This is a genomic window from Salegentibacter holothuriorum, assembly GCF_900168045.1.
GTDB lineage: Bacteria > Bacteroidota > Bacteroidia > Flavobacteriales > Flavobacteriaceae > Salegentibacter > Salegentibacter holothuriorum.
Genome location: NZ_FUYY01000001.1, coordinates 915,237 through 930,288, shown reverse-complemented (window position 1 = coordinate 930,288; position 15,052 = coordinate 915,237). Strand labels below are relative to the sequence as shown.

Below are 15,052 nucleotides of genomic sequence, written 5' to 3'. Positions count from 1 at the left end.
AAAGAAACAACTACAAATTGCGCTTTAAGTTTCTGAATCTTTGTAGAAGTGTAGGATGTGAAAAATGCATAAAAACATAAGCTTTATGCGGTGTAAGGTTGCTTAAACTGTTTTTACTAAGTTTTTTTAGACTTGAAATTAAAGGACTGGCAGCATAGGTTTCTTTTGCGTAGTTATCTGCCTGGTATTCAAATTTTCGGGATAAATAATTCATTATCAGGCCTGTGATTTCAGAAACTGGACTGTAAAGTATCCCGAAAGCAATCAAGCCTATATGAAAACTTGGTTCTTCTACTCCCAGGGCTTGCGATAAGGCAGGGCTGCCTACAAATAAAGAAAGAAGCCATAAAGTAAAACCTGTGGTCAAGATAGAAGCGGCTAAATTCACAATAATATGATTCTTTTTATAATGCCCTACTTCATGAGCCAATACTGCTACAATTTCCTCTTCTTCCAGGTCTTTTACCAAAGTATCAAAAAGTGTAATACGTTTTTCCTTACCAAATCCTGAAAAATAAGCATTGGCTTTGGTACTTCTTTTAGAACCGTCTATAATAAAAATATTATCTAGCGTAAACCCTACACTTTCAGCATAAGTTTCAATTTTAGTGCGCAGGGAACCTTCTTCCAACGGACTTTGCTTATTGAATAATGGAACAATGAGTTTGGCGTAGAACATGTTAAGAAATACAGAGAAAACAGCTACCAGAATCCATGCATACCACCAAAAATCGTTACCGGCAAACTGATAAAACCAAACGATAAGTGCCAGGATTCCGCCGCCAAGGATTGCCATCATTAACCAGCCTTTTATTTTATCCAGAAAGAAAGTTTTTTTTGTGGTTTTATTAAAACCATATTTTTCTTCGATCACAAAGGTACTGTACCAGGAAAATGGCGTAGTAAGAATATCACTGCCAATCATTATAATTCCGAAGAAAATAAGTGCTACCAGGATATCATTATCGGTAAAATTTCTGGCAATCTCATCTACCCAGGCGAAGCCATCAAAAACAATAAAACCTAAAGTGAGTAAGACGGAAAAAGTGGAAGTAAGAATCCCAAACCGGTACCGTTCTTTTTTGTATAGTTGTGATTTTTCGTACTCTTTCTTATCATAAACATTTTCAAGCTCCTTTGGAATAGGATCATCAAAATGTTTTGCGTTTAAAGTTTCCAGAATTTTATCGATGATAAAATCGATAATAATAATGGCTATAATGATATAAAATAGGGTTTGGGGATCCAAAAGCTTTTATTTTTTATGTTGAATTAGATTGACCAACTGCGGTGTTTCTTTTTTAAAAACCGCGTTGTCTTTTGGCTTCAAAAATAAGTATTCCTGCAGCAACAGAAACATTCATGGAATCAATTTCACCACTCATTGGAATAATAATATTTTGAGTTGAATTTTCGCGCCATTCTTCACTTAACCCGGTGGCTTCAGTTCCCACTACAATGGCTGCCGATTGGGTAAAATCTATTTGGTGATAAGGTTTTGAGGCTTGCAATGCTGCTGCATAAATTGAAATATTATTTTTTTTTAGAAAATCAATGATTTCTGAAGTATTTCCAGTAGCGATTTGATTTGTGAATACACAGCCCACACTGGAACGAATAATATTGGGGTTATACAAATCGGTTTTTGGGTTTGCGATAAAAACAGCATCTACTTTTGCGGCATCGGCAGTTCTTAATATAGCCCCTATATTTCCCGGTTTTTCAGGAGCTTCAGCGATAAGAATTAAAGGGTTTTCCGTTTCAAATTTAATGCTTTGCAGGTTGTTTTCTTTTGTTTTAAAAATTGCTAAAACACCTTCGGTACTACTTCTGTAAGCAATTTTCTCATAAACTTCAGCGGAGATTTCAGTAATTAAAACATCATTTGAAATAAGTTTTTCAATTTCTTGAAAATCAATTAAATCGCTGCAAAAATAAACAGCTTGCAACTCAAACGTTCCCTTTACAGCCAATTCAATTTCCCTTTGTCCTTCTACTAAAAAAAGACCTTCTTTCCGTCGTAGCCTGGATTTTTCCTGTAATTGGAGTAGGTGCTTAACTTCCTTGTTTTGTGTGCTGCTTATTTGCTTAATCATAGGTGTAAAAATAGGGAGATTAAAACTTTTGAATAGAAAAAGAGGTTAACAAAATACCTGTCTTGGTAAAATTGCTAACCTCTTAGTAAATTTAAAGAATAAAGACTACTTGCTTGCGCTTTCGTATTTTTTCATATAACGTTGGTGAAGTTCTGTTTGGTGAGTATCTAAACTTACCTGGCGGCCTTGTATAAAAGCGTGGGTAAGTATATTTCCCCGCATATCTAAAGCATCTCCTTCACTGATAAATAAGGTTGCCGTTTTTCCTTTTTCTAAGGTTCCAACCATATTGTCTATTCCAAGTATTTTTGCCGTATTCGAAGTGATTAGTTTAAGGGCTTCTTCTTTTCCTAAACCGTAAGCGCCTGCAGTTCCAGCATAAAACGGAAGGTTTCTTGTGTTCATTCTTTCCATACTACCGCTACTTTCCAGAGCAACCAAAATACCTTTGTTATGCAAAATTCCGGCTAATTTATAGGGGAAATCATAATCATGATCTTCGCTGTTTGGTGTACCATGTGGGCGTTGAACCAAAACCGGAACATTATGCTCTTTTAATTCTTTAATAGCCTTATGTGCTTCATAGCCGCCAACTATAACAAGATGTTCCAGTTCCTGATCTTTTTTAAAGTCCAGGATATCCAGGATTTCTTTTTTTGCGTTTACATGTATGTACACCCTTTTATCTCCTGTAAAAACGTTTTTCATGGCTTCGTAAGCCAGGTTGGTTTTTTCTTTGCTTCCGGCTAAATAAGCTTTTGCAGCAGCGAAAAATTCTTCCAGTTTTAAAATTTCGTTCTGGTAATCGTCACTCACTTTTATTCCCGGATCTTCACCAGCCCACCAGCGACCTCTGGTAAAGCTACTTGGCCAGTTAATGTGCAACCCATCGTCTTCTTTAATTACGGCGTCTTCCCAGTTCCAGGCATCAAACTGTACCATAGAAGAAGTTCCCGAAATTCTGCCACCACGAGGAACAATTTGTCCCATTAGCACTCCGTTTGGGCGCATACTCTCAACGATCTTACTTTCGGCATTGTAAGCAATTATACTTCTAATGTGCGGAAGCATAGAACCTATTTCGTCTTCATCGTCTGTAGCGCGAACAGCATCAATTTCAACCAGGCCTAAAGTGGCGTTTGGTGCAATAAAGCCCGGGTAAACGTGTTTCCCTTCGGCTTCAATAATTCGGCCGCGGTATTGCATTTTTGTAGCGGTGGCATCCATCACCTGGGTGATTTTTCCGTCTTCAAAAATTATTAAACTATTCTCGATTATCTCTCCGTTCCCTAAGTGGGCGGTAGCGCCAACAATAGTTACTGCTTCCGTTTGTTTTGAAGCCGGGGTTTGTTGGGCAAAAGAATTTCCTATGCAGCTAAATAGTGCAAGTATTACTAAATATTTCATCTTCATTCGTTCTTTTAATGTATTTCCTCTAATAGGTCACAGTGGATATGTTGTTCTTCTTTTTTAGTCACCGGCTGCGTTTTTAAACCTTTGTTTTTTGCTTGCAGCATTTGAGTGATAAGTGTACTTCTTTGTTGCTGAATCTCTTCCCGTAGTTTTTTGTCTTTTTCAATATCAAAGAAAACTTTTCCCTGAATCAGCGTTTTTTCGGCTTTAGCGTAAATAGATAATGGATTATCTGACCACAGTACAAGATCGGCATCTTTTCCTGTTTTTACACTTCCAACACGATCATCTATATGCAATAACTTTGCCGGATTCAATGTTACGAATTTCCAGGCATCTTCTTCAGAAACACCTCCGTATTTTACAGATTTTGCAGCTTCCTGATTTAACCTTCTACTCATTTCGGCATCATCACTATTAATAGCAGTTACAATTCCCTGGCTATGCATAATTGGTGCATTAAATGGAATGGCATCATTTACTTCATACTTATAAGCCCACCAGTCAGAAAAAGTAGATCCACCGGCACCGTGTTCTTTCATTTTGTCGGCTACTTTATATCCTTCTAAAATATGCGTGAAAGTATTAATTCTGAAATCAAAATTTTCAGCAACTTTCATCAACATATTAATCTCACTCTGAATATAAGAGTGTGCTGAAACAAAACGTTCGCTGTTAAGAATTTCAACAAGCGTTTCCATTTCAAGGTCTTTTCTAAAATCCTTATCGTTTTTCCTGGCTTCTTCATATTCTCTCGCCCTGGTAAAATAATCGGTAAAAACCTGTTCTACGCCCATACGGGTTTGTGGGAACCTGGAGCGGCTTCCCCAGTTAGATTGCTTTACATTTTCACCTAGTGCGAATTTTATAAATTTAGGGGAATTTTCAAAAATTAAGTCATCAGCGTTTTCCCCCCATTTTAACCTCAAAATCGCGGAACGTCCACCAATAGGATTCGCCGATCCATGCAAAAGCTGAACGGTAGTTACTCCTCCGGCAAGATTTCGGTAAATATTTATATCTGTAGGGTCTACAACATCTTCCATACTTACTTCGGCGGTAGAATTATGCCCTGCCTCGTTGATTGCAGAAGCTGCGATATGTGAATGTTCGTCTATAATTCCGGAAGTAAGATGTTTTCCGGTTGCATCGATTACCCGGGCATTTCCGGCATTAAGATTCTCTCCAATCCTGGAGATTTTTCCGTTTTTCACCAATACATCGGTATTCTCTACAATTCCTTGTTCTTCATTGGTCCAAACCGTCGCATTTTTAAAAAGAATGTTTTCTTCTTTAGGCATTTCTGAAAATCCGTAAGCTTTATTTGGAAAACTTATCGGCATAATTTCACGAATGTCTTCCTCTTCATTTTCTTCATCTTCTTTCTCGGTATTTTCTTCGTCCTCTTCAGTTGTTTCGGCAATTTCGGAAGATTTTTTAAGCGCGCTGAAAGATGTTTCTGAACCATCACTTAAATAAGCCGTTCCTGAAATTTCATCAGTATTTTCATCGGTTTTAGCGACTAAACGTGTAAAACCTATTTTTGTAGTATCTGCTGAAGAAAGTAACAAATTCATCCAATTATTAGAAAAACTAAGCTTGGCGCCTAGTTTTGTATTGTCAGATTTTACACTCGCTTTTGGCGATTCCGGTTTACCGGTTATATTAAGTTCGTATTCTTTTCCATCTACCTTAAGATTATAAGTCCCGGTAATATCGGTAGTTTTCATTTTTTTGATCACCGATCTTTTTCCCTGAGTCCAGTTTTCGTAAATACTGGTTTCCTTATCAAAATAATCACCCGATGTGATGATGAAATTAGCCCAGGCGCCTTGTTTTAAAGTTCCCAAACGATTTTCCTCTCCTAAAATCTTTGCGGGAGTGGTGGTTAAGGCGGCAAGCGCATCTTCTTTATTTAAGCCGTATTTAACCGCTTTCAATAAGTTATTTCTAAAATCTTTTTCAGCATCCAGATCGTGCGTGGTTATGGTAAACGGAATGTTATTTTCTGCAAGCATTTTAAGGTTTGCAGGTGCCTGATTCCAGGTTTTCATTTCTTCTAATGTCACGTGTTGTGCTAAAAACGGGTCTTCAACATCATAAGCATCGGGGAAATTAAGAGGGACAATAAATGTGGTTCCGGTTTCTTTAATTTCCTCAAGACGTTGATATTCTTTTCCGTCACCTAATATCACGTAATTTACGTTGAATTCGTTGCCTATTTCCCCAGCTCTTAAAGCATCCAAAAGATTATCAGTAGCAAAGATTTGAGTTAGATTTTTATTTCGGTTAAGGGCTTCCAGCGCTAAATCTTTATTTTTAGATTTTCCTTTTCCATACCATTCTGCATCTAAATAAGCCTGGCGAATTAGAGCCATAGCACCCATCGTTGAGGTAGGGTAAGATTGCCTGGAGAGTTTGCTTTTGTCTAAAGAAAGATATTGAGCCGAACGATCTTTAAGAATTCTGTCTCCCTCGGTGCCTGTAGGGTTTAAAGCTACCAGCATACCTGTGCCACGAATAATACCATCGGGAACGTGGGTGTTTACCACTCCAAACCCGGCTTTATGCAGCGAAGACGCGGCTTTTTCATCATAATTAAAACTTTCTACAGCTTTAGTTTCTGGCCTAATATGGTCATTCCAATAATAGCCTTCCCGGCTAGCCTCGTATTGTGGCTGGCCATTACCTCTTTCGGTTCCTTTAGGTTCTTTTATTCCAAAGCTGCTATAAAGATCAATAAAAGAAGGATATACTTCTTTTCCTTCTAAATCTATCACTATACTGTTTGCAGGTTCGTTAACCGATTTGCCGATGGCGGTAATCTTGCCATTTTTTACCACGAAACTTCCGTTTTCAATAATTTCCTGCGGACTTACGTGAATTTTAGCATTTTTAAAAACTGTGTGGTTGGTTTGGGGATTTTTTACCCCATCATTTTTGGGGAAGTATTCCTGCGCCTTACTTTGTAGATTGACGAGAAATACCAGACATAGTAAAAGTCTTAATTTCATAAATTTTTGTTGAATTAAATGTGGTTTTGCACTTAAGGGCGGTAAATTAAGAAAATTATCACTAAGCTGAAATTTGTTTTAAACCTAAGTGAGATTTTATTTAAAGTTTGTTCTTTTCTTTTGAGAAATAATTAACTAAAAGTGCCACCACGTAACTATAGCTTTTCATTCCATCGGCCTGATTGTTCACTATTAGAAAACGATTATAAAAAGCCTGAAAAATGGGTTCAAAAGGATTTTGATGAGCCAACCAAAAGTCTTCTACTTCGCGGTAGTTTTCTAATATTCCCGGATTGATCTTAGCTTTTAAACTTTCAAATTTTTCTGGATCTCTGCGGTACAATTCACTTAGGCAGTAACGCAAGGCAAAGGTGTAGCCCGAATACCTGAAATATGAATCGGGGTGGTTCATTGTGCTTAGACAGGCTATAAAATTCGCTTCGTTTTCCTTTGCAAATCCCAATTGATGGCCAATTTCGTGGCTGGCGGTAGTGGGTATTTTATAGGAAACAATTTGTGTGTTTACTTGTGCCTCGCCGGTAAATGGATTAAGGTATCCGTTAAAACCCATATAAGAAAGTGGAATGCTATATAATGAACGTTTTAGCGATTCACCTTTATAAGTTAATTCAGGATAATCTTTGCTAATATTAGCGTATCCGGCGATAGTCTTTTTAAATATTTCATCTTTAGAATAGGGAATCACTACGCTTACCGAATCATTATCGGTAAGTTGCTTATGGAGTTTGTTAGATTCGGTGATTAAAATTTCAGAAAGTGAATAAAGTTCTTCGGTAGTGTAATCTTTTTCAATTTCTAAAGTTTCGTGAAGGGGTAGGCGGTAATAGTTAAATCCCCAGAAAATATGAAAACAGGCATAAACTACAGATAAAACTGCCAGGGTATCTATCAACCAAAATCTTGGATTTCTAAATTTCTGTTGAAAACGTTTAATTATCCAGAGTATAATTAAAATTCCGAAGAAGGTATATAATAGATCGCCAAGCGAAAAAGGCAAAAAACCGTGCCCATAACGCATTAATTTTGAAATTTGAGGATATAGAAGTCGGCTATACCAATTTTCAACTAGCTCGGGATAACCGGCCAGGAAAATAATAAAGACGATCTGCACCGGCAGCAGAAAAGCTAGAAAATAAAGTCCTTTTTTCTTCACGATCTAAAAATACAATTATTAGCAAAACACAGCTTAAAATCTTAATCAACTCATTCTGTATTGGTTAAATTAGTTTTAAAAAGCCCTTAAATTTTCCTTCTTTGTTAATAACCAATACCTTTGCGAAAGACCAAAATATAAAACAATGAACGAAGAAATAAGAGAATTAGAACCAAAAATCTTATGGAATAAATTTGCCGATCTAAACGAAGTACCTCGCCCTTCAAAAAAGGAAGAACGGGTAATCGAGTTTATGAAAAAATTTGGTAATAGTCTTAATCTGGAAACCCTGGTTGATGAAACCGGAAACGTGGTGATTAAAAAACCAGCCACCGCCGGGATGGAAGATAGAAAACCAATTGTACTACAGTCGCATTTAGATATGGTGCACCAAAAAAACAATGATACCGATTTTGATTTTGAAACCAGCGGGATCAATATGTATGTAGATGGTGATTGGGTGAAAGCTAAGGGAACCACTCTTGGAGCCGATAATGGTTTGGGGGTAGCAAGCATGATGGCAATTTTAGAAAGTAAAGAGATTGAGCATCCTGCGCTTGAAGCTTTGTTTACTATAGACGAAGAAACCGGGATGACGGGTGCTAAAGGTTTAGATTCTAATTTACTTGAGGGTGATATTCTTTTAAACCTGGATACCGAAGAAGATGATGAGATAGGTATTGGTTGTGCCGGTGGTGTAGATATTACCGCGGTTAGGGATTATGAAGAAGAGCATACACCAGATAACTCTGTAGGATATTTTATTAAGGTTAAAGGTTTGAATGGCGGACACTCCGGGATGGATATTATAAAAGGTCTTGCCAACGCCAATAAGATAATGGCTCGTGTACTTTTTGATGCCAATCGCGATTTTGGCTTACGAGTTTCTAATATTAACGGTGGCGGATTGAGGAATGCTATTCCTCGTGAAAGTGAAGCTATTGTAGTGGTAGACAAATCCAATACCGAAACTTTTTTAACTGAAATTATTCAGCAGGTTCGGGAGATAAAAGCTGAATTTGCTTCTCTGGAGCCCAAAATGGACATAGAAATTTCTGAAACCGAAGTGCCTAATAAGGTAATGAAGGTAGAAGACCAGCAGGAAGTGGTTAAAGCAATTTCTGCAGCGCATAACGGAGTTTATAGAATGAGCCCTGATATTGATGGTTTAGTGGAAGCTTCTAACAATATTGCCAGCGTAAAAGTAGGGGAAGGGAAGGTGAAGATTAATTGCCTAACAAGATCATCGGTAGAATCTTCTAAAGACGATTTGGCAAATAGTTTAGAAGCTACTTTTGAACTTGCAAAATTTAAAGTGAAGTTATCGGGTGAGTATCCAGGATGGGCGCCAAACCCTAATTCGGCTATTTTAAAAGTTGTGGATGAATTGTACCAAAACTTACATAATGAGAAAGCTGATGTTGCAGCCTGCCACGCAGGATTAGAATGTGGTATTATTGGCAACCATTATCCTGAAATGGATATGATCTCTTTTGGTCCAACAATTAGAGGAGCGCATTCACCAGATGAAAGAGCCGGAATTTCTTCAGCGCAGAAATACTGGAAATTCTTATTAGAAGTTCTAAAGAATATTCCGAAGAAATAATTTGGAGATATTGTAAAAATAAAAAGGCTGTTTGATTATTAATCTTTCGTCATCCTGAACTGGTTTCAGGATCTAGTTTCAATGAAACTTAGAAGCTGAAATAAATTCAGCTTGACGTTAAGAAATATAATCAAACAGCCTTTCTTGTTATATACAGGAAATTTACTCTTGTATTCCTACTAGTTCAACTCTAAAAACCAGGTTGGCGTTTGGAGGGATTACGCCACCGGCGCCGCGTTCACCGTAACCTAAATGACTTGGAATATAAAGTAAGGCCTGGTCACCAACACTCATTTGTTGAATACCTTCTTTAAATCCTGGGATCATAGGAGCATCTGGACCATAAACGATAGTCATTGGACCATAACCGCCCTGAGCTTCACGCGTTGGATTAAAAAGTCCCATTTCATCTGATAGCTCTTTTTTGTTAGTGTCAAAAATATCACCGTCTTCAAAATAGCCTTCATACAAAACTTCTACCATTTGCCCGGTTTTAGGTTTTTCGCCATCTCCTTCTTTTTCAAAATAAATTTGAAGTCCGCTATCTAAAGTTTCGGCTTCGTCTTTATGGCTTTCAAATGTTTTGGCCATTTCTTCTTTTGCTTCCTGGCGTTTTTTGGCTTCAGCGTCTTCTTTTTCTTTTATGGCTTGCAACTCATCTTCAAAAACTTTAGGTGCTTCAAAATCTTTAGCATCTTTACCTTTTCTAATGATATTAACCTCTTCCATAGTTACCTTTTTTAAAGGTTTGTCTTGTGGGCCGGTTTCAACCTTACCAATAGAATCTACCACTTCCTGACCTTCCAGGACTTTACCAAAAACGGTATGTCTGCCATCAAGGTTTTGGGTAGGAGCAAGGGTTACAAAAAACTGGCTTCCATTGGTTCCTGGACCGGCATTTGCCATAGAAAGAATGCCTTTAGAATCGTGACTTAAACTGTCTACAATTTCGTCTGGGAATTTGTAACCCGGGCCACCGCTACCGGTTCCGGTAGGATCACCACCCTGAATTACAAATCCATCTATGATTCTGTGAAAGTTAAGTCCGTTGTAATAATTTTTTCCTTTGTGTATGCTGTCTACCATTTTGTTAGTGCCCTCTGCAAGGGAAACAAAACTGGATACGGTAATTGGAGTTTCCTCATAATAGAGTTCGGCTACAAAAGTTCCATAATTGGTTTTAAATTCAGCATACATCCCATCTTCTAGATCGGGATATTCGTCGTTACACGCAAACATGGTAAATACCATGGCAAAAAGTAGTAAAAATTTACTGGTTCTCATTTAGTATAAAAATTAAAAGGCCTTTTTTGGCCCTGGGTTTAACTTATTTTTGATCTTGAATTTCTTCCTTTTTTATAATCTTATTTAAGGTTACTTTTGTTTTTAAAGGCCAATTAGTGCCTATTTTATTCTTATCGCCATAATAACCAAAGGCTTTATATGATGGAAAAAGAAAAGTTACTGTTTCTCCTTCTTGCATCAGTTTAAGTCCCTGCCTTAAACCACTAAATAATTTTTCCTGGTCTATTGCATAGGTTCTGGTAGCTTTTTCACCTTCGGCATAAATTACCTGCCCATCTAATGTTTTTATACTATAATCAAAGCTTACAACATCCCCAAATACAGGTTTAACTGTATTAGCAGTATCTTTATTTTTTTGATTGTAAGTATACCAAAATCCGTCAGGGGAAGATTGGTAGACACTCTTAGAATCTGCGCCAATTACGGCCTCAATTTGTGCTACTTCTTTTTCCAGGAGTTCCTGGTTTTTAGCTATAGACTCACTAATATGAGAGCCCGATTTTTGGGTAACGGGATACCTCGCTTCCGGAGACTTACAGGCTGCCAGAGCTATAATAGTTATAAGGATTAAAGCTCTTTTCATCCTTTTAATTCTTTATAATCGGGCAGGATACTGCTTAATTTGGCGATGGTATCTTCCATAGAAAGTTCACTTTTTCCACCTGCGGCATTGTTATGACCTCCACCTTCAAAATGTGCCCGGGCAAATTCATTTACATTAAAATCGCCTTTAGATCTAAAGGAAATTTTAATAATTCCTTCTTGTTTATTTTCAATGAAAATAAGGGCAAAAATAACATCTTCTATAGCCAGCCCATAATTAACAAAACCTTCTGTATCTCCTTTTTGAAAATTATGCTTATCCAGTTCTTCTTGCGATAACGTAATGTAAGCCGTTTTATATTGGTGTTTTACGCGAAGGTTCTGCAAAGCGGTTCCCAAAAGCTGAAGCCGGTTCTCATTAAATGTATCAAAAATGTTATTGTGTATTTCGTGGTTTACTGCACCTTTATCTATAAGTTTTGCAATTACACGATGTGTCTCTGAACTGGTGGCACTAAACCTAAACGAACCCGTATCGGTCATAATCCCTGCATAGAGACAGGTAGCAATTTCGGGGGTAATTTTTTCTACAGCGCGTAGTTTATCTATAAAATGGTACACCATCTCGCAGGTAGAACTCATTTCGGCATCACTATAGGTATAGTTAGCGAAATCTGATGGCTCACGGTGGTGGTCTATCATAATAAAAACCGCTTGAGAAGCAGTTAATATTTCCTGCATATCACCAGAACGGTTTAAGTGATTAAAATCTAAGGCAAAGACAATATCAGCGTCGTTTATTAGCTTATCGGCCTTAGTTTTATCCTTTTCATAGATCATCACCTCATTATTTCCGGGTAACCATTTTAGAAATTTCGGATATTCATTGGGAGCAATAACATCTACGTTATGTCCTTTATTCTTTAAAAAATGCATAAGACCTAAAGATGAACCTATGGCGTCACCATCGGGACCTTTATGAGGCACAATTACTATATTTCTAGCTTCTGAAAGTTCTGCGGTGATCTCTAAAATCGCTTGTTCTATCATAATTGTAAAATAAAACACCCTGAAGCAATTCTACAAGGTATTAGGTATAAAAAATTAAACTTTACTCGATAATCGAGATTTAAATGCTTCGAGCTTTCCCTCAAAACCAAAAAAATATTTCTAAAAAATGCCTCGTTGAGTTATCTCAAGATAGTTTAGGATTTAAAACTAAACTTTTTAAAGATATCCTTATAACTCCCGGGGATTTAATTTTTGAATATTCGGAATGTTTATGTACAAAAGTTGCTGCTTTTTAAGCTTTGTTCCGCTTAATAGCGGGTAAATATACAATTTATTAATACCGGCTTAATAAAGCAATCTGTATTTTTGTATTCCACAAATCAACAAAAATGAAAGTAATATTTTCACTCTTTATCAGCTTATTTCTATTTGTTTCCTGCGGAAGTAATTCTAAAGCTCCCCAAAAAGAAATTGAAAACTCCTCTGAAACTTACGATTATGTAATTGCTTTTGGTAGTTGTAACCGGCAGGATAAAGCGCAGCCATTATGGAATGCGATACTGCAAGAAAAGCCAGATCTATTTCTTTGGGGTGGTGATAATATTTATGCTGATACCGAGGATATGGATAAATTGGAAGCCGATTATAAAATCCAGAAAAATAATGCAGGTTATCAAAAGTTAATGGAAACAACTCCAATTTTGGGCACCTGGGACGATCACGACTATGGTAAAAACGATGGTGGTCGCGAATGGGATTATAAAAAGGAAAGTCAGCAGTTGTTCCTTGATTTTTTTGATGTTGAAAAAGATGATCCTCGCAGGGAAAGAGAAGGGGTGTATCACGCTAAAGATTTTGAGGAGGGCGGCAAGACTATAAAGGTAATTGTTTTAGACACTCGGTATTTTAGATCGCCATTAGAAGCCAGTAATGAACCTGGGCAACGCTATAAAATTAATTCTAAGGGAACTGTTTTAGGTGAAAAGCAATGGAATTGGTTGCAGCAGGAATTAAATAATAGCACCGCTAATTATAATTTGATCTTAGGTTCTATTCAAGTACTTTCAGCGGAACACGGCTTTGAAACCTGGGGTAATTTCCCATCAGAAGTAGAAAAATTGGAAAAGCTTTTACAAACTTCTAAAGCTAAAAATGTGCTACTTCTTAGTGGCGATAGGCATATTTCAGAATTTTCAGAAAAGAAAATAAAAGGATTGGATTATCCGCTGGTAGATTTTACCTCTAGTGGGTTGACGCATTCTTATACTGATTTTACCGGAGAGCCCAATCAATATAGGGTAGGAGAGGTGGTAAGCGATTTGAGTTATGGTTTGCTGAAATTTAATTTCAATTCAGGTGAAATAAAGATGGAAATGCGCGGGGTTGGAAATAAACTTCAACAGGAATATTTAGTAAAGTATAAAGATTAATTAAATATAAGCTTTAATAATGCAGCTGCCTGAAAGCTAAATTCATATAAAACCAAAAGGAACTTGTAAATGCAGCTTATTTAATTATTTTTGCCAAAATTTTAAAAACCAAATAATGGCAGGAAAAAGAACATTCACCATGATAAAGCCCGATGCAGTTGAAGCCGGGAATGTAGGTGCAATATTAGAACAAATTACTACTTCAGGATTTAGAATTGTAGCTTTGAAAATGACTCAAATGACTACTGCTGATGCTGAAGAATTTTATGCAGTACACAACGAGCGTCCTTTCTTTGGGGAGTTGGTAGAGTTTATGACTCGTGGGCCAATCGTATCGGCTGTGTTAGAAAAGGAAAATGCCGTAGAGGATTTTAGAGCTTTAATAGGAGCAACAAATCCAGAAGATGCTGCTGAAGGAACTATAAGAAAAAAATACGCAAAGTCTGTTGGTGAAAACGCTGTTCACGGAAGTGATAGCGACGAAAACGCACAGATAGAAGCTGCTTTCCATTTTTCAGGTAGAGAGATGTTCTAAGCAGAACTTTTTAAGTTATATAAAAGAGGCTGTCTGAAAAGTCTGATCTCGTCAAGCTGAACTCGTTTCAGCTTCAAACATCTTAGATTCTGAAATAAATTCAGGATGACGATTTTCAAAACTTTTCATATTGCCTCTTTTTATTTATAATGATAAGGCTAATATATTATCCTACAAATACTTATAATTCCGTTTTTTATCTAAATAATAAGAACACTATCGAATAAATAAGGTTTTTAGCCGGCTATTTTTTAAATTATTGTTCAACCTAAAAAGTAGAATTATGAAATTTATTGATAGCTATTTTGTCTTTTTTATTTTGCTATTAAGCGCCTCAATTACCGCGCAGGAATTAGAGGGGAAATGGGTTATTTCAGGAAATAAGAGTTTTGGTGGTTTTCCCGGATTACATTTAATGGAAGTAAGTGAAGACTCCTTATCTCATTATAATTTTAATCAGTTTGTAACTAAAACTTCCTATGAAACTGAAGATAACAAGTTGAAAATTGGTACGCTTGCCTTTGCTGAATTCAGCTTTAAAAATCCCAACAGGCTAAGTATTGCTTCCCCGAGATTAGAGAAGCCAGTAGATTATATACGTTTGATTCCTACCGAAACCAACCTGAGCCCTGAAGAAATTAGAAAAATAAAATATGATTTAGTTCGAGGAGGGGAAAACTTTATCATCGACTTTCAGGATCACGCTGATGGCAAAATAATGGAGTCTTACTTGAAGAAAGTTGATGACACCTTCTTTTTGGTAATTCATCGGCACGGTAATCCAATTACCGCTGTACCTATTGAAAAAATCACTCAGGAAAAAATGCATTTATATGGTTTTATGGCTGGTCCTAATAAATTGGTTGCTTCGGCAATGGAGTAATTTAAATTTGAGCCATAAAAAAACTGTCTGAAAAGTTGACTT

12 protein-coding genes are annotated in these 15,052 nt (G+C 36.9%); 4 read left to right on the top strand and 8 right to left on the bottom strand.

Annotated elements, in window-relative coordinates; translation table 11 throughout:
* Window positions 1-10: 10 nt before the first annotated feature.
* From B5X51_RS03985 to B5X51_RS03965, 5 genes are all read right to left on the bottom strand, one after another.
* Window positions 11-1,249 carry a M48 family metallopeptidase gene (locus B5X51_RS03985; RefSeq protein WP_079719572.1) on the bottom strand — a complete coding sequence of 413 codons (1,239 nt, stop codon included), beginning with the start codon at window positions 1,247-1,249 and terminating at the stop codon, window positions 11-13.
* Between the two features lie 52 nt (window positions 1,250-1,301).
* The gene (locus B5X51_RS03980) at window positions 1,302-2,096 is read right to left on the bottom strand and encodes a TrmH family RNA methyltransferase (RefSeq protein ID WP_079719571.1); all 795 of its coding nucleotides are present in this window, start codon (window positions 2,094-2,096) and stop codon (window positions 1,302-1,304) included.
* Between the two features lie 105 nt (window positions 2,097-2,201).
* Window positions 2,202-3,503 carry an amidohydrolase family protein gene (locus B5X51_RS03975; protein WP_139374829.1) on the bottom strand — a complete coding sequence of 434 codons (1,302 nt, stop codon included), beginning with the start codon at window positions 3,501-3,503 and terminating at the stop codon, window positions 2,202-2,204.
* 14 nt (window positions 3,504-3,517) lie between these two features.
* Window positions 3,518-6,523 carry an amidohydrolase family protein gene (locus B5X51_RS03970; protein WP_079719569.1) on the bottom strand — a complete coding sequence of 1,002 codons (3,006 nt, stop codon included), beginning with the start codon at window positions 6,521-6,523 and terminating at the stop codon, window positions 3,518-3,520.
* A gap of 100 nt (window positions 6,524-6,623) precedes the next feature.
* Entirely contained in the window at window positions 6,624-7,697 is a 1,074-nt protein-coding gene (locus B5X51_RS03965; protein ID WP_079719568.1) for a DUF3810 domain-containing protein, read from the bottom strand.
* A 145-nt stretch (window positions 7,698-7,842) separates the two neighbouring features.
* Between B5X51_RS03965 and B5X51_RS03960 the strand changes: the two genes are divergently transcribed.
* Entirely contained in the window at window positions 7,843-9,303 is a 1,461-nt protein-coding gene (locus B5X51_RS03960) for an aminoacyl-histidine dipeptidase (protein WP_079719567.1), read from the top strand.
* 162 nt (window positions 9,304-9,465) lie between these two features.
* Here B5X51_RS03960 and B5X51_RS03955 read toward each other — a convergent pair whose 3' ends face one another.
* Genes B5X51_RS03955 through B5X51_RS03945 form a run of 3 tightly spaced genes read right to left on the bottom strand, consistent with a single transcriptional unit; the run spans window position 9,466 to window position 12,201 of the window.
* On the bottom strand, window positions 9,466-10,587 hold the full coding sequence (locus tag B5X51_RS03955) for a peptidylprolyl isomerase (protein WP_079719566.1): 1,122 nt from the start codon (window positions 10,585-10,587) through the stop codon (window positions 9,466-9,468).
* A gap of 43 nt (window positions 10,588-10,630) precedes the next feature.
* Complete coding sequence (gene gldI, locus B5X51_RS03950; protein ID WP_079719565.1) at window positions 10,631-11,191, bottom strand: gliding motility-associated peptidyl-prolyl isomerase GldI; 561 nt, start codon at window positions 11,189-11,191, stop codon at window positions 10,631-10,633.
* Window positions 11,188-12,201, bottom strand: a complete 1,014-nt coding sequence (locus B5X51_RS03945) for a DHH family phosphoesterase (protein WP_079719564.1) — start codon at window positions 12,199-12,201, stop codon at window positions 11,188-11,190. Before B5X51_RS03945 ends, gldI begins: the two co-directional genes overlap by 4 nt.
* A gap of 350 nt (window positions 12,202-12,551) precedes the next feature.
* On the opposite strand from B5X51_RS03945, the gene B5X51_RS03940 reads away from it, so the two are divergent.
* From B5X51_RS03940 to B5X51_RS03930, 3 genes are all read left to right on the top strand, one after another.
* On the top strand, window positions 12,552-13,592 hold the full coding sequence (locus tag B5X51_RS03940) for an alkaline phosphatase D family protein (protein WP_079719563.1): 1,041 nt from the start codon (window positions 12,552-12,554) through the stop codon (window positions 13,590-13,592).
* A gap of 115 nt (window positions 13,593-13,707) precedes the next feature.
* Window positions 13,708-14,127: a nucleoside-diphosphate kinase gene (locus B5X51_RS03935; protein WP_070054403.1), complete on the top strand. Its 420-nt coding sequence runs from the start codon at window positions 13,708-13,710 to the stop codon at window positions 14,125-14,127.
* 283 nt (window positions 14,128-14,410) lie between these two features.
* Window positions 14,411-15,010, top strand: coding sequence for a hypothetical protein (locus B5X51_RS03930; protein WP_079719562.1), 600 nt, complete (start codon window positions 14,411-14,413; stop codon window positions 15,008-15,010).
* Window positions 15,011-15,052: the final 42 nt, after the last annotated feature.

Excerpts from the sequence above, each read along its gene's own strand:
- B5X51_RS03930 (WP_079719562.1), top strand. The coding sequence starts at position 14,411 with ATGAAATTTATTGATAGCTATTTTGTCTTTTTTATTTTGCTATTAAGC.
- B5X51_RS03980 (WP_079719571.1), bottom strand. The coding sequence starts at position 2,096 with ATGATTAAGCAAATAAGCAGCACACAAAACAAGGAAGTTAAGCACCTA.
- B5X51_RS03970 (WP_079719569.1), bottom strand. The coding sequence starts at position 6,523 with ATGAAATTAAGACTTTTACTATGTCTGGTATTTCTCGTCAATCTACAA.
- gldI (WP_079719565.1), bottom strand. The coding sequence starts at position 11,191 with ATGAAAAGAGCTTTAATCCTTATAACTATTATAGCTCTGGCAGCCTGT.
- B5X51_RS03975 (WP_139374829.1), bottom strand. The coding sequence starts at position 3,503 with ATGAAATATTTAGTAATACTTGCACTATTTAGCTGCATAGGAAATTCT.
- B5X51_RS03935 (WP_070054403.1), top strand. The coding sequence starts at position 13,708 with ATGGCAGGAAAAAGAACATTCACCATGATAAAGCCCGATGCAGTTGAA.
- B5X51_RS03945 (WP_079719564.1), bottom strand. The coding sequence starts at position 12,201 with ATGATAGAACAAGCGATTTTAGAGATCACCGCAGAACTTTCAGAAGCT.
- B5X51_RS03960 (WP_079719567.1), top strand. The coding sequence starts at position 7,843 with ATGAACGAAGAAATAAGAGAATTAGAACCAAAAATCTTATGGAATAAA.
- B5X51_RS03955 (WP_079719566.1), bottom strand. The coding sequence starts at position 10,587 with ATGAGAACCAGTAAATTTTTACTACTTTTTGCCATGGTATTTACCATG.
- B5X51_RS03940 (WP_079719563.1), top strand. The coding sequence starts at position 12,552 with ATGAAAGTAATATTTTCACTCTTTATCAGCTTATTTCTATTTGTTTCC.